The sequence below is a fragment of the Enterobacter adelaidei genome, from assembly GCF_041937165.1.
Lineage (GTDB): Bacteria > Pseudomonadota > Gammaproteobacteria > Enterobacterales > Enterobacteriaceae > Enterobacter > Enterobacter adelaidei.
In genome coordinates this window covers 4,402,896-4,422,353 of record NZ_CP154353.1, presented here as the reverse complement: position 1 = coordinate 4,422,353, position 19,458 = coordinate 4,402,896, and the positions used below count along the sequence as shown (strand labels likewise).

General features: G+C 54.6%; 18 protein-coding genes. 13 read left to right on the top strand and 5 right to left on the bottom strand.

Going from position 1 to position 19,458, the window contains the following annotated elements:
- Positions 1–41: 41 nt before the first annotated feature.
- Entirely contained in the window at positions 42–992 is a 951-nt protein-coding gene (gene corA, locus AAHF05_RS21500; RefSeq protein WP_008501540.1) for a magnesium/cobalt transporter CorA, read from the top strand.
- A gap of 43 nt (positions 993–1,035) precedes the next feature.
- Here the strand turns inward: corA and rarD are convergent, their stop codons facing one another.
- Entirely contained in the window at positions 1,036–1,932 is an 897-nt protein-coding gene (rarD, locus tag AAHF05_RS21495) for an EamA family transporter RarD (protein WP_028018185.1), read from the bottom strand.
- A gap of 51 nt (positions 1,933–1,983) precedes the next feature.
- Positions 1,984–2,451: an acyl-CoA thioesterase YigI gene (yigI, locus tag AAHF05_RS21490; protein ID WP_028018184.1), complete on the bottom strand. Its 468-nt coding sequence runs from the start codon at positions 2,449–2,451 to the stop codon at positions 1,984–1,986.
- A gap of 163 nt (positions 2,452–2,614) precedes the next feature.
- Here yigI and pldA point away from each other — a divergent pair, with 163 nt between their 5' ends.
- From pldA to rhtC, 3 genes are all read left to right on the top strand, one after another.
- Positions 2,615–3,484, top strand: a complete 870-nt coding sequence (pldA, locus tag AAHF05_RS21485) for a phospholipase A (protein ID WP_028018183.1) — start codon at positions 2,615–2,617, stop codon at positions 3,482–3,484.
- A 90-nt stretch (positions 3,485–3,574) separates the two neighbouring features.
- Positions 3,575–5,404, top strand: coding sequence for an ATP-dependent DNA helicase RecQ (recQ, locus tag AAHF05_RS21480; protein ID WP_129325087.1), 1,830 nt, complete (start codon positions 3,575–3,577; stop codon positions 5,402–5,404).
- Between the two features lie 61 nt (positions 5,405–5,465).
- Positions 5,466–6,086: a threonine export protein RhtC gene (rhtC, locus tag AAHF05_RS21475; RefSeq protein WP_010426287.1), complete on the top strand. Its 621-nt coding sequence runs from the start codon at positions 5,466–5,468 to the stop codon at positions 6,084–6,086.
- Here the strand turns inward: rhtC and rhtB are convergent.
- Positions 6,083–6,703, bottom strand: a complete 621-nt coding sequence (gene rhtB, locus AAHF05_RS21470) for a homoserine/homoserine lactone efflux protein (protein ID WP_028018181.1) — start codon at positions 6,701–6,703, stop codon at positions 6,083–6,085. The two genes, rhtC and rhtB, sit on opposite strands and share 4 nt — an antisense overlap.
- 109 nt (positions 6,704–6,812) lie before the next feature.
- Between rhtB and pldB the strand changes: the two genes are divergently transcribed.
- From pldB to AAHF05_RS21455, 3 genes are all read left to right on the top strand, one after another.
- Positions 6,813–7,805: a lysophospholipase L2 gene (pldB, locus tag AAHF05_RS21465; protein ID WP_028018180.1), complete on the top strand. Its 993-nt coding sequence runs from the start codon at positions 6,813–6,815 to the stop codon at positions 7,803–7,805.
- A gap of 26 nt (positions 7,806–7,831) precedes the next feature.
- Positions 7,832–8,632 (top strand): sugar/pyridoxal phosphate phosphatase YigL, encoded by an 801-nt coding sequence (yigL, locus tag AAHF05_RS21460; RefSeq protein ID WP_028018179.1) that lies wholly within the window; start codon positions 7,832–7,834, stop codon positions 8,630–8,632.
- An 82-nt stretch (positions 8,633–8,714) separates the two neighbouring features.
- Entirely contained in the window at positions 8,715–9,614 is a 900-nt protein-coding gene (locus AAHF05_RS21455) for a carboxylate/amino acid/amine transporter (RefSeq protein ID WP_032666884.1), read from the top strand.
- On the opposite strand, the gene metR is transcribed toward AAHF05_RS21455, so the two are convergent.
- Positions 9,502–10,455: an HTH-type transcriptional regulator MetR gene (metR, locus tag AAHF05_RS21450; protein ID WP_028018178.1), complete on the bottom strand. Its 954-nt coding sequence runs from the start codon at positions 10,453–10,455 to the stop codon at positions 9,502–9,504. The two genes, AAHF05_RS21455 and metR, sit on opposite strands and share 113 nt — an antisense overlap.
- A 116-nt stretch (positions 10,456–10,571) precedes the next feature.
- Between metR and metE the strand changes: the two genes are divergently transcribed.
- Positions 10,572–12,833 (top strand): 5-methyltetrahydropteroyltriglutamate--homocysteine S-methyltransferase, encoded by a 2,262-nt coding sequence (gene metE, locus AAHF05_RS21445; protein WP_129325088.1) that lies wholly within the window; start codon positions 10,572–10,574, stop codon positions 12,831–12,833.
- 47 nt (positions 12,834–12,880) lie between these two features.
- On the opposite strand, the gene AAHF05_RS21440 is transcribed toward metE, so the two are convergent.
- Positions 12,881–13,687: a dienelactone hydrolase family protein gene (locus AAHF05_RS21440; protein WP_129325089.1), complete on the bottom strand. Its 807-nt coding sequence runs from the start codon at positions 13,685–13,687 to the stop codon at positions 12,881–12,883.
- Positions 13,688–13,942: 255 nt separating this feature from the next.
- Here AAHF05_RS21440 and udp point away from each other — a divergent pair, with 255 nt between their 5' ends.
- The 5 genes from udp (at position 13,943) to ubiB (ending at position 19,383) form a co-directional block, all read left to right on the top strand.
- Positions 13,943–14,704, top strand: a complete 762-nt coding sequence (udp, locus tag AAHF05_RS21435) for a uridine phosphorylase (protein ID WP_003860792.1) — start codon at positions 13,943–13,945, stop codon at positions 14,702–14,704.
- A gap of 143 nt (positions 14,705–14,847) precedes the next feature.
- Positions 14,848–16,305, top strand: coding sequence for a DNA recombination protein RmuC (gene rmuC, locus AAHF05_RS21430; RefSeq protein WP_128348549.1), 1,458 nt, complete (start codon positions 14,848–14,850; stop codon positions 16,303–16,305).
- A gap of 66 nt (positions 16,306–16,371) precedes the next feature.
- Entirely contained in the window at positions 16,372–17,127 is a 756-nt protein-coding gene (ubiE, locus tag AAHF05_RS21425) for a bifunctional demethylmenaquinone methyltransferase/2-methoxy-6-polyprenyl-1,4-benzoquinol methylase UbiE (RefSeq protein ID WP_129325090.1), read from the top strand.
- 13 nt (positions 17,128–17,140) lie between these two features.
- Entirely contained in the window at positions 17,141–17,746 is a 606-nt protein-coding gene (ubiJ, locus tag AAHF05_RS21420; RefSeq protein ID WP_128348548.1) for a ubiquinone biosynthesis protein UbiJ, read from the top strand.
- Positions 17,743–19,383, top strand: a complete 1,641-nt coding sequence (ubiB, locus tag AAHF05_RS21415; RefSeq protein WP_128348547.1) for a ubiquinone biosynthesis regulatory protein kinase UbiB — start codon at positions 17,743–17,745, stop codon at positions 19,381–19,383. Before ubiJ ends, ubiB begins: the two co-directional genes overlap by 4 nt.
- Positions 19,384–19,458: the final 75 nt, after the last annotated feature.

The following is a 19,458-nucleotide window of genomic DNA, read 5'->3' as shown; positions in this document are numbered from 1 at the left end:
CACCGAACTGTCCGATATTTTTTGCATTGGGAGTCCCGGTCATGTTGAGCGCATTTCAACTCGAAAATAACCGACTGACTCGGCTTGAAGCCGAAGAGTCACAGCCCCTCATTGATGCCGTATGGGTGGATCTGGTCGAGCCGGACGACGATGAACGCCTTCGCGTACAATCTGAGCTGGGACAAAGCCTGGCGACTCGCCCGGAACTGGAAGATATCGAAGCATCTGCGCGTTTTTTTGAAGATGAAGACGGTCTGCACATCCACTCCTTCTTCTTCTTTGAAGACGCCGAAGACCACGCGGGCAACTCCACCGTGGCATTTACCATCCGCGATGGTCGCTTGTTTACGCTGCGTGAACGCGAACTGCCTGCGTTTCGTCTCTATCGCATGCGCGCCCGTAGCCAGGCGATGGTGGACGGCAATGCCTATGAGCTGCTGCTTGACCTGTTCGAAACCAAAATTGAACAGCTGGCGGATGAGATTGAAAACATCTACAGCGATCTGGAAAAGCTGAGCCGCGTGATCATGGAAGGCCATCAGGGTGATGAGTACGACGAAGCACTCTCCACGCTGGCGGAGCTGGAAGATATCGGCTGGAAGGTGCGTTTGTGTTTGATGGATACCCAGCGTGCGCTGAACTTCCTGGTGCGTAAAGCGCGTCTGCCGGGTGGTCAGCTGGAGCAGGCGCGTGAGATTTTACGCGATATCGAATCCCTGCTGCCACACAACGAATCCCTGTTCCAGAAGGTGAACTTCCTGATGCAGGCGGCGATGGGCTTTATCAACATCGAGCAGAACCGCATTATCAAGATCTTCTCGGTGGTTTCCGTGGTGTTCCTGCCACCGACGCTGGTGGCGTCGAGCTACGGGATGAACTTTGAGTTTATGCCAGAGCTGAAGTGGAGTTTTGGTTACCCTGGCGCGATTATCTTTATGATCCTCGCCGGGCTGGCGCCGTATCTGTACTTTAAGCGTCGTAACTGGCTGTAAAAATCTGGCGGGTAGCGTTACGCTTACCCGCCCTACAAAACACCTACATTCCTCTGCGGGTCCTGCGCTGGGTATAAATGGCATCGGCAACGAAAATCGCCAGCGCCACCCAGATAAAGGCGAACGTCACCATCTTATCCGCACCCGGCACTTCGCCGTAAAACACCACTGCCAGCAGGAACATCAGCGTCGGGCCAATGTACTGGAAGAAGCCCAGCGTGGAGAGACGCAGGCGCGTTGCCGCTCCGGTAAAGCACAGCAATGGAATGGTGGTCACCACGCCTGCTGCCATCAGCATCAGGTTCAACGACCATGGGTTGCTACCCATGTGGCTGGTGGCGCTGTCAGCGATACCAAACAGGTAAATTGCCGCGACCGGCAGCAGCCACAGGGTTTCAAACAGCATCCCGGTTTGTGCTTCCACCGCGATTTTCTTACGCACCAGACCGTAGAACGCAAAGCTGAACGCCAGCCCCAGCGCGATGATCGGCAGTGAACCGAAGGTCCATAGCTGCACCAGTACGCCGCAGAATGCAAGGATCACCGCCAGCCACTGCATACGTCGGAAGCGTTCACCGAGGAAAATCATCCCCAGCACAATGTTCACCAGTGGGTTAATAAAGTAACCGAGGCTCGCTTCAAGCATATGGTGGTTATTCACGGCCCAGATAAACAGCAGCCAGTTACCGCCAATCAGCACCGCAGAGAGCGCCAGCAGGAAAATTTTCTTCGGTGTTTGCAGCAGCGTTTTGACACCCGACCACTGACGGCTGAGGCTCATCAGCGCGATCATAAAGAAGAACGACCAGATGACGCGGTGAGTGAGGATCTCATCAGCCGGAACGTAGGCAATAAGCTTGAAATACGCCGGGGCGATACCCCAAATAAAATAAGCGGCAAGAGCGAGTAAAACGCCCTGCCGCGTCTGTTTAGCATCCATCGGGAAAATCCGTTACAAAAAAGTGAATTAATTTTACCCGATTTTATCGTCTCAACCCACCATATAAGTGGCGGTTGCGCTGGCAATGTAAACCTGTTCTTCGTTATGTAATTCAACGCGCGCCACGGCAACTTTATTCCCCGCGCGCAGCAGGCTGCTGGTGCAGGTAAAACGATTTCCGCGCCCAGGACGAAGATAGTCGACACGTAAATCAATAGTGCCCATGCGCGACAGGCGCTGGCGCAGTTCATCTTCATTGATGGTGTCATGACGCGTCAGCGTACTGCCCACGCAGACCAGGCCTGCCGCCACGTCGAGCGCGGAGGCAATCACCCCGCCGTGCAAAATACTTTGTGCCCAGTTGCCCACCATCATCGGCTGGTTGTTGAAACTCAGCTGGGCAAAGTCTTTCTCGTAACGCTCCAGTTCCAGCCCCAGCGCACGGTTAAACGGCATATGGTAGACAAAAATCTCGCCCACGAGTTTTAAAACTTCTTCGGCGGTAAGCATGGCTGACATGAGACATCACATCCTTATTGTTAACGAAATGTTGATTTTATGCCGTGGCAATAAGGAATTCCACTTTCAGAAACGAGGATGCAGCAGTTGTCGCAGAAGTCTGTAGAATGTCCGCCACATAACTATTCAAGTCATCTTAATTTTTTGCAGGAGAACACCACCGATGCGGACGTATCTGGCCTGGTTACTGGTGGCAGTTGCGCTGCCCTTCACAGCAATTGCGCAGGAAGCGACGATTAAAGAGGTGCATGATCAACCTGCCGTTCACGGCAGCATTATCGCGAACCTTCTTCAGGAGCATGACAATCCGTTCACGCTCTATCCTTATGACACCAACTACGTGATTTACACTCAGACCAGCGATCTCAATAAAGAGGCGATAAGCTCCTATAACTGGGCTGATAATGCGCGTAAAGATGAAGTGAAGTATCAGCTCAGCCTCGCATTCCCGTTCTGGCGCGGCATTCTGGGGCCAAACTCGGTATTCGGCGCGTCTTATACGCAGAAATCCTGGTGGCAGTTATCTAACAGCGGGGAGTCATCGCCGTTCCGTGAAACTAACTATGAGCCGCAGCTGTTCCTTGGTTTTGCAACGGATTACGAGTTCGCCGGCTGGACGTTGCGTGACGTCGAGGTAGGTTTCAACCACGATTCAAACGGTCGTTCTGACCCAACGTCACGTAGCTGGAACCGCGCCTATACACGCCTGATGGCGCAGAATGGCAATTTGATGGTGGAAGTGAAGCCGTGGTACGTGGTGGGGAGCACCGATGACAACCCGGATATCACCAAATATATGGGCTACTATCAGCTCAAGATTGGTTATCAACTGGGTGATGCGGTACTGAGCGCCAAAGGTCAGTACAACTGGAATACCGGCTACGGCGGCGCAGAACTGGGCTTAAGCTACCCGATGACCAAACATGTGCGTATTTATACCCAGGTCTACAGCGGTTACGGCGAGTCGCTCATCGACTATAACTTCAACCAGACCCGCGTGGGTGTGGGCGTGATGCTGAACGATATTTTCTAGACTGCTCGAATGTTTTTGCGTTAAACGTTGAAGTTTCTCTCTCAGGCGCTGAAAATAGCGCCTGTTTCATTTCTGGCATATGGGGTTAATGTGGCGCAGGCGGAAGTATTGAATCAGGAGTCGCTGGCTAAACAGGTTTTGCATGAAACCTTTGGCTACCAGCAGTTCCGCCCTGGCCAGGAAACCATCATTGAAACCGTGCTGGAAGGTCGTGATTGCCTGGTGGTGATGCCGACCGGTGGCGGTAAATCACTCTGTTATCAGGTGCCCGCGCTGGTGCTTAACGGCCTGACGGTCGTGGTATCGCCACTTATTTCTCTGATGAAAGACCAGGTTGACCAGCTGCTTGCCAACGGCGTGGCGGCGGCCTGTCTTAACTCCACGCAGACCCGCGAGCAGCAGCAAGAGGTGATGGCCGGGTGCCGCACCGGGCAGATCCGCCTGCTGTATATCGCGCCGGAACGCCTGATGCTGGATAACTTCCTCGACCATCTCGCGCACTGGAATCCGGTGCTGCTGGCGGTAGATGAAGCACACTGTATTTCCCAGTGGGGACACGATTTCCGCCCGGAATACGCGGCCCTCGGCCAGCTCCGTCAGCGCTTCCCCGAGCTTCCGTTTATGGCGCTTACCGCCACGGCGGACGACACCACGCGGCTGGATATTGTCCGTCTGCTGGGGCTGAACGACCCGTTGATTCAGGTCAGCAGTTTCGATCGCCCGAATATCCGCTACATGCTGATGGAAAAATTCAAGCCGCTGGATCAGCTCTTGCGCTATGTGCAGGAGCAGCGCGGCAAGTCAGGCATTATTTACTGCAACAGCCGCGCAAAAGTGGAAGACACGGCTGCGCGTCTGCAAAACCGTGGCTTTAGCGCTGCGGCTTATCATGCCGGGTTAGAAAACCACATCCGCGCCGACGTGCAGGAGAAATTCCAGCGTGATGACCTGCAAATTGTGGTCGCGACGGTGGCATTTGGGATGGGGATTAATAAACCCAACGTGCGCTTTGTTGTGCACTTCGACATCCCGCGAAATATTGAATCCTACTATCAGGAAACCGGCCGCGCCGGGCGTGACGGCCTGCCTGCGGAAGCAATGCTGTTTTACGATCCGGCCGATATGGCATGGCTGCGCCGCTGTCTGGAAGAGAAACCGCAGGGACAGCTGCAGGATATCGAGCGCCATAAGCTCAACGCGATGGGGGCCTTTGCCGAAGCGCAAACCTGCCGCCGTCTGGTGCTGCTCAACTATTTTGGTGAAGGGCGTCAGGAGTCGTGCGGTAATTGCGATATCTGTCTTGATCCTCCTAAACAGTACGATGGTCTGATGGATGCGCGTAAGGCGCTCTCGACCATTTACCGTGTCAATCAACGCTTCGGCATGGGCTACGTGGTTGAAGTGCTGCGCGGCGCCAATAACCAGCGTATCCGCGACATGGGCCACGACAAGTTGCCAGTGTACGGTATTGGCAAAGACCAGAGCCACGAGCACTGGGTCAGTATTATTCGTCAGCTAATTCACCTTGGCTTTGCCACACAGAATATCGCCCAGCACTCCGCACTGCAGCTTACCGAAGCCGCGCGTCCGGTGCTGCGCGGTGATATCGAACTCAAGCTTGCCGTACCACGCGTCATCGCCCTCAAACCGCGCGTGATGCAGAAATCCTACGGTGGCAATTACGACCGTAAGCTGTTCGCCAAACTGCGCAAGCTGCGAAAAGCCATTGCCGATGAAGAGAATATCCCGCCTTATGTCGTCTTCAACGACGCGACGCTAATTGAGATGGCCGAACAGATGCCGCTGAGCGCCAGCGAAATGCTCAGCGTCAACGGTGTCGGCACGCGTAAGCTCGAACGTTTTGGCAAAGAGTTTATGGCGCTCATCCGTTCTCACGCCGACGGTGATGATGAGGAGTAGTCAGCCGGGCGAAAAAGTGCCAGGATGATGACTCACTGAATTATTTCCCCGCGAGCGAATTATGTTAATGCTATTTCTCACCGTGGCGTTAGTGCACATCGTTGCGCTGATGAGCCCGGGTCCTGACTTTTTCTTCGTATCACAAACGGCCGTCAGCCGCTCCCGCAAAGAGGCGATGATGGGGGTACTGGGTATCACCATGGGCGTGATGGTCTGGGCGGCGGTGGCACTGCTCGGTCTGAACCTGATCCTGGCAAAGATGGCCTGGCTGCATAACATCATTATGGTTGGCGGCGGGCTGTACCTGTGCTGGATGGGCTACCAGATGCTGCGCGGGGCGCTGAAGAAAGAAGAGAAAAAACCAGAAGAGCCAAAGGTTGAGCTGGCAACGGGCGGCCGCAGCTTTGTGAAGGGGCTGCTGACCAATCTGGCAAACCCAAAAGCGATTATCTATTTCGGCTCCGTGTTCTCGCTGTTTGTGGGTGATAGCGTTGGTGCGGGCGCACGCTGGGGTATTTTCCTGCTGATCGTCGTTGAGACGTTTGCGTGGTTCACCATTGTTGCAAGCCTGTTTGCCTTACCGGCGATGCGCCGTGGCTATCAGCGCATCGCGAAGTGGATCGACGGCTTTGCCGGCGCGCTGTTCGCCGGCTTTGGTATTCATCTCATCATTTCTCGCTAAGCGTGACGCGCTGATGCAAGCAACGCGCCCACCAGCATAAACAGCGAACCAAACACTTTATTCAGGGCCTTCATCTGTTTAGGCCCTTTAATCCACGCCGCAATTCGCTGTGCCAGCGTCGCATAACCAATCATCACGATGATATCGACGATAATGGTGGTCGCGCCCAGCACCACATACTGCATCACCTGTGGTTGATGTGGAGCGATAAACTGCGGGAACAGGGCAGCCAGGAAAACAATGCTTTTCGGGTTGGTCAGGTTTACAAATACTGCACGTTTGAACAGACGACCACGGGTTTGCGACTGGGCAAGCGTGTTGAGATTAATCGAACCTGCCGCGCGCCACTGCTGAATACCCAGCCAAATCAGGTACGCTGCACCGGCCCATTTCAGTACTTCGAACGCCAGCACAGAGCGGGAGAACAGCGTCCCCAGACCAATCCCGACCAGCACAATATGAATGCCCAGCCCGGTCTGCAAACCGGCAATCGACGCCGCCGCACCGCGATAGCCGTGGTTGATGGAGGTGGTCATTGTGTTAATAGCACCTGAGCCCGGTGAAAGGCTGAGGATAATGGATGTCAGCAGGTAGGCGAACCACCACTCGAAGGTCATTTGAAGCTCCCGAACCGTCTATTTTTATGCCACAATACGCTATTGTTGAGTCATTTTGTGACCTGCTACGAAAAAACGATATTCCTTGGCTTACGTGAGTGGAAACCCGATGTTTCAGCAGAAAAAGGACTGGGAAACACGAGAAAACGCATTTGCTGCTTTCTCTATGGGGCCGCTGACCGATTTCTGGCGGCAGCGTGAGGAAGATGAGTTTACGGGCGTCGGTGATATTCCGGTACGCTTCGTGCGTTTCCGCAATGTGAAGAACGATCGGGTGATCGTCGTCTGCCCTGGGCGCATTGAGAGCTACATCAAATACGCCGAGCTGGCTTATGATCTTGTCCATCTTGGCTTTGATGTGTTGATTATCGACCATCGCGGGCAAGGGCTTTCTGGTCGTCTGTTATCGGACACGCACCGCGGTCATGTGGATAACTTCAGCGATTATGTCGACGATCTTGCCGCGTTCTGGCAGCAGGAAGTTGAACCTGGTCCATGGCGTAAGCGCTATATTCTGGCGCACTCTATGGGTGGGGCAATCTCTACGCTATTTTTACAGCGCTATGAGCACCAGTGTGATGCCATTGCGCTCACCGCGCCGATGTATGGCATCGTCATGCGTTTTCCTGACTGGATGGTGCGCCATATTCTCGACTGGGCTGAGGGCCATCAGCGCATTCGTGAAGGCTATGCCATCGGGACGGGGCGCTGGCGTGCATTGCCGTTTGCGATGAACGTGTTAACCCACAGCAGACAGCGTTATCGTCGTAACCTGCGTTTTTATGCCGACGAACCGCGCCTGCGGGTTGGCGGTCCGACCTATCACTGGGTGCGGGAAGGTATTCTTGCCGGGGAACAGGTGCTTGCTGGCGCGGGTGATGATGACACGCCAACACTTCTGATTCAGGCTGAAGAAGAGCGTGTGGTGGATAACCGCATGCACGATCGTTTTTGTGAACTCCGCGCTGCCGCCGGTCACCCCTGTGAAGGGGGAAAACCGCTGGTCATCAACGGCGCGTACCATGAGATCCTTTTTGAAAAGGACGCTATGCGCTCAGTCGCGCTCAACGCTATTGTTGAATTTTTCAACAGGCATAACTGATTTTTTTATTGAGGTTAAATTTCCCTATGTACCAGGTTGTTGCATCTGATTTAGATGGCACGCTGCTTTCCCCCGACCATACCCTGTCGCCTTACGCGAAAGAGACCCTAAAGCTTCTGACTGCCCGTGGCGTGAACTTTGTATTTGCCACCGGCCGCCACCACGTAGACGTGGGGCAGATCCGCGATAATCTGGAAATCAAATCGTACATGATCACCTCTAACGGTGCGCGCGTACACGATACGGACGGCAACCTGATTTTCGCGCATAACCTTGACCGCGATATCGCCGCCGATCTGTTCGGCGTGGTGCACAATAACCCGGATATCGTGACTAACGTCTATCGTGATGATGAGTGGTTTATGAACCGCCACCGCCCTGACGAAATGCGTTTCTTCAAGGAAGCGGTATTCAACTATACCCTGTACGAGCCAGCCCTGCTTGAACCTGAAGGTATCAGCAAGGTGTTCTTCACCTGCGAAAGCCACGAAGAATTGCTGCCGCTGGAGCAGGCGATCAACGCTCGCTGGGGCGACCGTGTTAACGTGAGTTTCTCAACGCTGACCTGTCTGGAAGTGATGGCCGGGGGCGTATCCAAAGGCCACGCGCTGGAAGCGGTTGCGAAGCGTCTGGGCTTCGAGCTGAAAGACTGTATCGCCTTTGGTGACGGTATGAACGATGCCGAAATGCTTTCGATGGCAGGCAAGGGCTGCATTATGGAGAACGCGCACCAGCGTCTGAAAGACCTGCACCCGGAGCTGGAAGTGATCGGCACTAACGGTGACAACGCGGTACCGAAATATCTGCGCAAGCTGTTCCTTGAATAATCTTCATTTGGTTATTTATTGCTCAGTTGTCAACTAAAGAGTTCGCTACAATGTCTGTCCTTCTTTCTGAGAGACAAGCATTGTGGCGCTACTCATTATCACCACTATCCTGTGGGCCTTCTCCTTTAGCCTGATTGGCGAATATCTTGCTGGTTCGGTCGACAGTTATTTCTCGGTGCTGATGCGTGTTGGGTTGGCGGCGCTGGTATTCCTGCCGTTTCTGCGTACGCGCGGGCAATCGCTGAAAACCATTGTGCTGTATATGCTGGTGGGGGCGATGCAGCTCGGCATCATGTATCTGTTCAGCTTTCGGGCCTACGTCTACCTGTCTGTTTCGGAGTTTCTGCTTTTTACCGTACTCACGCCGCTCTATATCACGCTGATTTACGATCTGCTCAGCAAGCGCCGTTTACGCTGGGGATACCTGCTGAGCGCGGCACTGGCAGTTATTGGGGCGGCGATTATTCGCTATGACAAAGTCAGCGACCACTTCTGGACTGGGCTGATGTTCGTCCAGCTCGCCAACATCAGTTTCGCCATCGGTATGGTGGGTTACAAACGTCTGATGGAAACCCGTCCGATGCCGCAGCATAACGCGTTCGCCTGGTTCTATATGGGGGCCGCGATTGTCGCGGTAGCGGCGTGGTTCATGCTCGGTAACCCGCAAAAACTGCCGACCACTACGGTGCAATGGAGCGTTCTGGTCTGGCTGGGGGTGGTGGCCTCAGGGCTGGGATACTTCATGTGGAACTACGGCGCGACCCAGGTCGACGCCGGTACGCTGGGGATCATGAACAACGTGCATGTGCCCGCGGGTCTGCTGGTTAACCTTGCAATCTGGCAGCAGCAACCCCACTGGCCGAGTTTCCTTATTGGGGGAACGGTGATCCTGGCTTCACTGTGGGTCCATCGCCGCTGGGTCGCTCCGCGCTCCGCACAAACGGAAGATGGTCGCACGCGTGGTTCCGCGTTGAGCGAATAAACGCCTCCGTAATCGGCTGGCGCTGCTCGCCATCGCGCACGGCGGCGTACAGCCGGCTCCACAGTCCTTCGCCCAGGGTTTTGGTCACCACCAGGCCCTGGCGTTCAAAACTCTCTACCACCCAGTGCGGCAGTGCCGCGATACCCATTCTGGCCGCCACCATCTGAATCAACAGCAGAGTGTTATCCACGCTTTTCAGCTGCGGGCTAATGCCTGCCGGTTGCAGGAAGTGACGCCAGATATCCAGACGACTGCGCTGAACCGGGTAAATCAGCAGCGTTTCCGTCGCCAGGTCTTCCGGTGTGATGCGCGTTTTGGCCGCCAGCGGATGATCCGGCGCCAGCACCAGACGCACTTCATAATCAAACATTGGGGAGTAGTGCAGGCCGCTGCGCGGCAGAATATCAGAGGTCATGACCAGATCCAGCTCGCCCTGCTGGAGCGAGGGCTGCGGGTCAAACGTCACACCGGATGTAAAGTCCATCTCCACCTGCGGCCACTTCTGGCGGAAATTCTCAAGTGCGGGGGTCAACCACTGAATGCAGCTATGACATTCAATGGCGATACGCAGTTTGGTCTGTTGCGGCTCGTTACAGGACTGCAGGGCGCTGGCAATTTGCGGCAGCACCTGATTTGCCAGCTGCAGCAAAATCTCACCCTGAGGCGTAAAGCGTAGCGGCTGGCTCTTACGCACAAAAAGACGAAAGCCGAGGCGTTGTTCCAGATCGCTGAACTGGTGAGAAAGGGCGGACTGGGTCTGGTGCAGCGAGGCTGCCGCCGCCGCAAGAGAACCGCAGTTCCGCAACGCTTGTAGCGTTTTCAGGTGTTTTATCTCGATCATGAAAGTCCTTCACTTCGCCATGAACATTTTGCGCTTGAGGAATATACAGTAACCGCCAATTATGGATGTGTAAACATCTGGACGTCTAAATACCGAAAATTGACAAGGGGCATGACATGACAATCCGCAATCACACTCTCGGTTTCCCTCGCGTTGGCCTGCGTCGCGAGCTGAAAAAAGCGCAAGAAAGCTACTGGGCGGGTAGTACCACCCGTGAAGAACTGCTGGCCGTTGGACGCGAACTGCGTGCGCGTCACTGGGATCAGCAAAAACAGGCGGGCATTGACCTGCTGCCGGTGGGCGATTTTGCCTGGTACGACCATGTTCTGACGACAAGCCTGCTGCTTGGCAATGTGCCGGCTCGTCATCAGAACAAAGATGGATCGGTAGATATCGACACCCTGTTCCGCATCGGCCGTGGTCGCGCGCCAACAGGTGAGCCAGCGGCAGCGGCTGAAATGACCAAGTGGTTTAATACCAACTATCACTACATGGTGCCGGAGTTCGTTAAAGGTCAGCAGTTCAAACTGACCTGGACGCAATTACTGGATGAGGTGGACGAAGCGCTGGCGCTGGGTCACCAGGTGAAGCCTGTGCTGCTGGGGCCGGTTACGTACCTGTGGCTTGGCAAAGTGAAGGGTGAGCAGTTTGATCGCCTCAGCCTGCTGAACGACATTCTTCCGGTCTACAAACAGGTGCTGATTGAGCTGGGCAAACGCGGTATCCAGTGGGTGCAAATCGACGAACCTGCTCTGGTGCTCGAGTTGCCGCAGGAATGGCTCGATGCCTTCAAACCGGCGTATGACGCACTTGCCGGACAGGTGAAGTTGCTGCTGACTACCTATTTCGAAGGCGTGACGCCAAACCTGAAGACCATCACCGCGCTGCCAGTGCAGGGTCTGCACGTTGACTTTGTACACGGTAAAGATGATGTCGCGGAGCTGCACAAACGCCTGCCTGCGGACTGGCTGCTCTCGGCCGGTGTGGTGAATGGCCGTAACGTCTGGCGTGCCGATCTCACTGAGAAATACGCTCAGGTTAAAGACATCGTCGGCAAACGTGAGTTGTGGGTGGCATCGTCTTGTTCACTGTTGCACAGCCCAATCGATCTCAGCGCTGAAACCCGTCTGGACGCAGAAGTGAAGAGCTGGTTTGCCTTTGCCTTGCAGAAATGTGAGGAGCTGACGCTGCTGCGTGACGCATTGAACACGGGAGACACGGCAGCGATTATCGAATGGAGCGCACCGATCCAGGCCCGCCGCGACTCGGCTCGCGTACACAACCCGGCAGTCGAAAAACGTCTGGCAGCCATCACGGCTCAGGACAGTCAGCGCCAGAGCGCCTATGAAGTGCGCGCTGAAGCCCAGCGCGCTCGCTTTAATCTGCCTGCGTGGCCAACCACGACGATCGGTTCTTTCCCGCAGACTACCGAGATCCGCGGCCTGCGTCTGGACTTCAAAAAGGGCAATCTGGATGCGAATCATTACCGCACCGGTATCGCTGAACACATTAAACAGGCGATTATCGAGCAGGAACGTTTAGGTCTGGATGTGCTGGTGCACGGTGAAGCCGAGCGTAACGACATGGTGGAATACTTTGGTGAACACCTGGACGGTTTCGTGTTTACCCAAAATGGCTGGGTGCAGAGTTACGGTTCCCGCTGCGTGAAGCCGCCGGTGGTGATTGGTGATATCAGCCGTCCAGAAGCGATTACCGTTGAATGGGCGAAGTATGCCCAGTCTCTGACAGATAAACCGGTGAAAGGAATGCTCACGGGTCCGGTAACGATTCTCTGCTGGTCCTTCCCGCGTGAAGACGTGAGCCGCGAAACCATCGCCAAACAGATCGCGCTGGCACTGCGTGATGAAGTGGCGGATCTGGAAGCCGCAGGCATTGGCATTATTCAGATCGACGAACCGGCGCTGCGCGAAGGTCTGCCGCTGCGTCGTAGCGACTGGGATGCCTATCTGAAATGGGGCGTGGAGGCTTTCCGCATCAACGCCGCGGTCGCGAAGGATGACACCCAGATCCACACCCACATGTGTTACTGCGAATTTAACGACATCATGGATTCGATAGCCGCGCTGGATGCCGACGTGATCACCATCGAGACATCGCGTTCAGACATGGAACTGCTGGAGTCATTTGAAGAGTTCGACTACCCGAACGAAATAGGACCGGGGGTGTACGACATTCACTCTCCGAACGTGCCGAGCGTGGAGTGGATCGAAGCTCTGCTGAAAAAAGCGGCCCAGCGCATTCCGGCAGAGCGTCTGTGGGTGAACCCGGACTGCGGACTGAAAACCCGCGGCTGGCCGGAAACCCGCGCTGCACTGGCGAACATGGTGCAGGCGGCGCAGAATTTGCGTCAGGCGTAATAAGTTGTAGGCCCGGTAAGGCGTCATCGCCGCCGGGCTTTTTGCTTTTACCCTTTTTTACCGCCGTACTGGCTGAACCACGCCAGCATTCGCTGCCATCCGTCTTTTGCAGATTCCTCGTGATAACTCGGACGATAGTCGGCATTAAATGCATGCCCGGCATCCGGGTATACCACGATCTCCGCCTTCGCATTTGCCGCGCGGAGCGCATGGCGCATGGTTTCTACCGAATCCAGCGAAATACCGGTGTCCTGACCGCCGTAAAGCCCTAACACGGGGGCATTCAACTCGGTGGCGATATCAACCGGATGTTTCGGTGAATTCAGCGTTTTTTCACCCACCAGTTTGCCGTACCAGGCGACAGCGGCTTTGAGCTGCGGGTTATGGGCGGCATACAGCCAGCTGATACGCCCTCCCCAGCAGAAACCCGTCACCATCAGACGATGTGCATCACCGCCGTTACGTGCTGCCCAACTGGCAACGTGGTCGAGATCGGCCATGACCTGCGCGTCAGGGACTTTGCTGACCAGGTTGCTGAGCAATGTTGGAATATCGCTGTAGTCGTTCGGATCGCCCTGACGGAAGTAGAGCTCTGGCGCAACGGCCAGATACCCTTCCAGCGCCAGTCGGCGGCAGAGGTCGCGGATATGTTCGTGACCACCAAAAATTTCCTGAACCACAATGACGATGGGCAGCGGACCCTCTGCCGATTTTGGCCGCGCGTGGTAAGCCGGCATATTATCCCCCTGCGAGGGGATGGAGGTCTCACCCGCCGTTATGGCCTCTTCGGGCGTTGAAACGATGGTTGAAGCATGCGGGGCTGCAGCAGGTGCAAAACCGATTTTTTCAGTCATGGCATTCTCCGTACCAATGAGTTAGCGCAAAGGTAAATATAGACACCAGGTTAACAACCCACAGTGCCTTAAACGGTCTATCTTTTGTGCAGCACACCACGATATAACTTGTTAATGTGATGTAAATCACTTTTTCATGGAAATTTACTGCAATCATTTTCATTCATGGTGAAGTGCATCACGAAATTATGCGTATTGCTTCTGTAAAGTACCATTTTACTTCTTCTGACTAACCGACCCACAGAGGAGTCACCTATGTCTAAGTCTGATGTTTTTCATCTCGGCCTCACCAAAAACGATTTACAAGGGGCTACGCTCGCTATCGTCCCGGGTGATCCTGAGCGTGTGGAAAAGATCGCCGCGCTGATGGATAAGCCGGTTAAGCTGGCAGCCCATCGTGAATTCACCACCTGGCGTGCAGAGCTGGATGGCAAAGCCGTGATCGTGTGTTCTACCGGTATCGGTGGCCCGTCGACCTCCATTGCTGTTGAAGAGCTGGCGCAACTGGGCATTCGTACTTTCCTGCGTATCGGTACCACCGGCGCTATTCAGCCGCATATCAATGTCGGTGACGTGCTGGTCACCACCGCATCTGTGCGTCTGGACGGGGCAAGCCTGCACTTCGCGCCAATGGAATTCCCGGCAGTGGCAGACTTCGAATGTACCACTGCGCTGGTTGAAGCGGCGAAATCTGTGGGCGCGACCACGCACGTGGGTGTAACTGCCTCTTCCGATACTTTCTACCCAGGCCAGGAGCGCTATGACACCTTCTCTGGTCGCGTGGTGAGCCGTTTCAAAGGTTCTATGGAAGAGTGGCAGTCCATGGGCGTGATGAACTACGAAATGGAATCCGCCACGCTGCTGACCATGTGCGCAAGCCAGGGTCTGCGTGCCGGTATGGTGGCGGGCGTTATCGTCAACCGTACGCAGCAGGAGATCCCGAATGCCGAAACCATGAAGCAGACTGAAAGTCATGCTGTGAAAATCGTGGTTGAAGCGGCGCGTCGCCTGATCTAGTCCTCTCTTCTGCATACAATAAAAGGCCGACACGTTCGGCCTTTATTTTTTGCGTAGCGCCTCGCAGGAAAACCCTTTCAAACTGGACGTTTATACAGCACAATTCTATTTTGTGCGGGTAATACGTTGATGCAGGGGGCATTGTGGATATCTCGATCCTGATTTACGCGGTGATTGCGCTGGTGGGCTTAGGGATTGGCTGGCTCATTTCCAGCTACCAGCATGCACAGCAGAAGGCCGACCAACTGGCCGAGCGAGAAGAGATAGTCGCCGATTTAAGCGCGGCAAAACAGCAACTTGCTCTGAGCGAGCACTGGCGCGATGAGTGCGAGTTGCTCAACAACGAACTACGCAACCTGCGGGATATCAACACCTCGCTGGAAGCTGATCTCCGCGAAGTGACCACCCGTCTCGAATCCACCCAGCTGCATGCGGAAGACAAAATCCGCCAGATGATCAACAGCGAGCAACGCCTCAGCGAACAGTTTGAAAACCTCGCCAACCGCATTTTCGAGCACAGCAACCGCCGCGTTGATGAACAGAATCGCCAGAGCCTGAACAGCCTTCTGACGCCCCTGCGTGAACAGCTGGACGGTTTTCGTCGTCAGGTGCAGGACAGTTTTGGTCAGGAGGCTCGCGAGCGGCACACGCTGGCGCATGAGATTCGCAATCTTCAGCAACTGAATGCACAGATGGCACAGGAGGCGGTCAACCTGACTCGCGCGCTGAAAGGGGATAACAAAACCCAGGGAAACTGGGGGGAAGTGGTCCTGACCCGCGTGCTCGAGGCCTCAGGCCTGCGTGAAGGTTATGAGTATGAGACTCAGGTCAGCATCGAAAATGATGCTCGCTCGCGCATGCAGCCCGATGTCATAGTGCGTCTGCCTCAGGGCAAAGACGTTGTCATCGACGCCAAAATGACGCTGGTGGCATATGAGCGCTACTTTAATGCGGAAGATGATTACACCCGAGAGTCGGCATTGCAGGAGCATATTGCTTCCGTGCGTAACCATATCCGTCTGCTCGGCAGAAAAGACTACCAGCAACTGCCGGGCCTGCGCTCACTGGATTACGTGCTGATGTTCATTCCGGTTGAACCGGCCTTCCTGCTGGCACTCGACAGGCAGCCTGAACTGATCACCGAAGCGTTGAAAAATAACATTATGCTGGTCAGCCCGACCACGTTGCTGGTGGCCTTGCGAACCATTGCGAACCTGTGGCGCTATGAACACCAGAGCCGCAATGCGCAACAGATTGCCGATCGAGCCAGCAAGCTGTACGACAAAATGCGTCTGTTCGTGGACGATATGTCCTCGGTCGGGCAAAGCCTTGACCGCGCGCAGGATAACTACCGTCAGGCAATGAAAAAACTCTCCTCCGGACGTGGCAACTTACTGGCACAAGCTGAGGCATTCCGTAGTCTGGGCGTCGAAGTAAAACGCGAGATTAATCCGGAACTGGTTGAACAGGCCACGTCGCAGGACGAGGAGTTCCGCCTGCGTGAAGGCAGTGCTGAACAAATGACAAACAGTGAAGACAACGATTTAGCAGCGGAATTATCGCCAGATGAGCAGCCGACGCGTTTGTTTCGCGGTGGTTGAATCGTAGGGCAAACGCGTCCAATCTGGTACACTTCACAAACATTTTACTGATAAGCAGGCTCTGAGATGGTTGACGATTCACAAGACACGACGCACTTTGGTTTTCAGACTGTTGCCAAAGCGCAGAAAGCTGACATGGTGGCCCACGTATTTCACTCTGTGGCGGCGAAGTACGATGTGATGAATGACTTGATGTCATTCAGTATTCATCGCTTGTGGAAGCGCTTCACCATCGACTGCAGCGGTGTGCGTCGTGGACAAACGGTGCTTGATTTAGCTGGCGGTACGGGCGATTTAACCGCGAAATTCTCTCGCCTGGTAGGCGAAACTGGCCGTGTCGTTCTGGCAGATATTAATGATTCAATGCTGAAAATGGGACGCGAAAAGCTGCGTAACATCGGCGTGGTGGGGAATGTGGAATATGTGCAGGCGAACGCCGAAGCGCTGCCATTCCCGGACAACACTTTTGACTGCATTACCATCTCCTTCGGTCTGCGTAACGTCACTGATAAAGAGAAAGCGCTGCGTTCTATGTACCGCGTGCTGAAGCCGGGTGGACGTCTGCTGGTGCTTGAGTTCTCTAAACCGATTATTGAACCACTGAGCAAAGCTTACGACGCTTATTCATTCCACGTACTCCCTCGCATTGGTGAGCTGGTGGCAAACGACGCGGAAAGCTACCGTTATCTGGCTGAATCTATTCGTATGCACCCGGATCAGGACACATTAAAAGCCATGATGCAGGATGCGGAATTTGAGAATGTTGAATATTTCAACCTGACGGCGGGTGTCGTCGCGCTGCATCGCGGTTACAAATTCTGAGTGGAGGTGTCTTGTGCCCTTTAAACCCCTGGTCACTGCTGGCATCGAGAATGTACTGAATGCCTTTCTGTATCGCGCCCCGGCGCTGAAAGCTGCACGTCAGCGGCTTAACGGGAAGGTATTACGCATTGTTTTAAAAGAGTTCTCGACGCCGCTGGTGCTGGTTTTCAGCGAACGCCAGCTTGACGTTCTGGGTGAGTGGGAGGGTGAAGCCGACTGCTCTGTTATCACGCACATGAGCGTGTTGCCAAAATTACGCGACCGCCAGCAATTAACTGCACTGATCCGCAGCGGTGAGCTGGAAGTGGAAGGCGACATTCAGGTTGTACAGAATTTCGTTGCGCTCAGTGACCTTGCCGAGTTCGACCCCGCAGAGCTGCTTTCACCTTTTGTTGGTGACATTGCCGCCGAAGGGATCGGTAAAGCTATTCATGGTGGGGCGGCATTTTTGCGTAAAAACCTGCAACGGCAACAACGCTATGCGGCGGAAGTGCTGACGGAAGAGTGGCGTATGGCCCCTGGACCACTGGAAGTGGCGTGGTTTGCGGAAGAGACCGCTGCTGTTGAACGTGCGGTTGATGCGTTAACCAAACGGCTGGAAAAACTGGAGGGCAAATGACGCCTGGTGAAATTCGGCGCCTCTATTTCATTATTCGCATCTTTTTGAGCTACGGGCTCGACGAGCTTATCCCCAAAATGCGTATCACGCTGCCGCTTCGTATCTGGCGGCGGATGCTGTTCTGGATGCCTAATCGACATAAGGGACAGCCGCTGGGTGAACGTCTGCGTCTGGCGCTGCAGGAGCTCGGTCCGGTCTGGATTAAATTCGGTCAGATGCTTTCGACTCGCCGCGATCTCTTCCCGCCTCTGATTGCGGATGAGCTGGCGATGCTGCAGGATCGCGTTGCACCGTTTGACGGCGCACGCGCGAAAAAGCAGATCGAAGAGGCGATGGGCAACATTCCCGTCGAAACCTGGTTTGACGATTTCGACATCCAGCCTCTGGCGTCGGCCTCTATCGCACAAGTCCACACAGCACGTCTGAAAGAAAACGGTAAAGAAGTTGTCATTAAGGTTATTCGCCCGGACATCCTGCCGATCATCAAAGCGGACATGAAGCTGATTTACCGGTTGGCCCGTTGGGTGCCCCGTTTGCTGCCTGATGGACGTCGTCTGCGCCCGATGGAAGTGGTGCGGGAATATGAAAAAACTCTGATTGATGAGCTTAATCTGCTGCGTGAATCGGCAAACGCCATTCAGCTGCGTCGCAACTTTGAAAACAGCCCGATGCTCTACGTACCCGAAGTCTATTCTGACTACTGTAGCCAGAATATGATGGTGATGGAGCGTATTTACGGTATTCCCGTCTCGGATGTGACGGCCCTGGAGAAACAGGGAACGAACATGAAGTTGCTGGCCGAACGTGGCGTACAGGTCTTCTTTACCCAGGTGTTCCGCGATAGCTTCTTCCATGCGGACATGCACCCGGGCAATATCTTCGTGAGCTACGAACATCCTGAGAATCCGAAGTATATCGGTATCGACTGTGGGATTGTGGGGTCGTTGAACAAAGAAGATAAACGCTATCTTGCTGAGAATTTCATCGCTTTCTTCAACCGCGACTACCGTAAGGTGGCCGAGCTGCACGTCGATTCCGGATGGGTCCCGCCGGATACCAACGTCGAAGAGTTTGAGTTTGCCATTCGAACCGTCTGCGAACCGATTTTTGAAAAACCGCTGGCGGAAATTTCCTTCGGGCATGTGCTGTTAAACCTGTTCAACACGGCTCGCCGTTTTAATATGGAAGTTCAGCCACAGCTAGTTTTACTTCAGAAAACATTACTTTACGTTGAGGGTGTAGGCCGACAGCTCTATCCTCAGTTAGACTTGTGGAAGACTGCGAAACCTTTCCTTGAATCCTGGATTAAAGATCAGGTTGGCATTCCGGCGCTGGTGCGTTCACTGAAAGAGAAAGGCCCGTTCTGGATCGAAAAAATGCCTGAAATTCCTGAACTGGTTTACGACAGTTTGCGTCAGAGCAAGAACCTTCAGCACAGCATGGATAAAATCGCCCGCGAACTTCAGTCCAGCCGTGCTCGCCAGGGTCAGTCACGCTATCTTTTTGGGATTGGAGCAACGCTGCTGCTAAGTGGTACGCTGCTTCTGATCAACCGTCCGGACTGGCAGATGATGCCCGCCTGGTTGATGGCTGGCGGCGTGGTTGTCTGGCTCGTTGGCTGGAGAAAGACGCGCTGATTTTGCGTCGCTATCGACAGGTTGCATACGTATAATGCGACCTGACTAATTAATCATCTATCCCTGAGGAACATG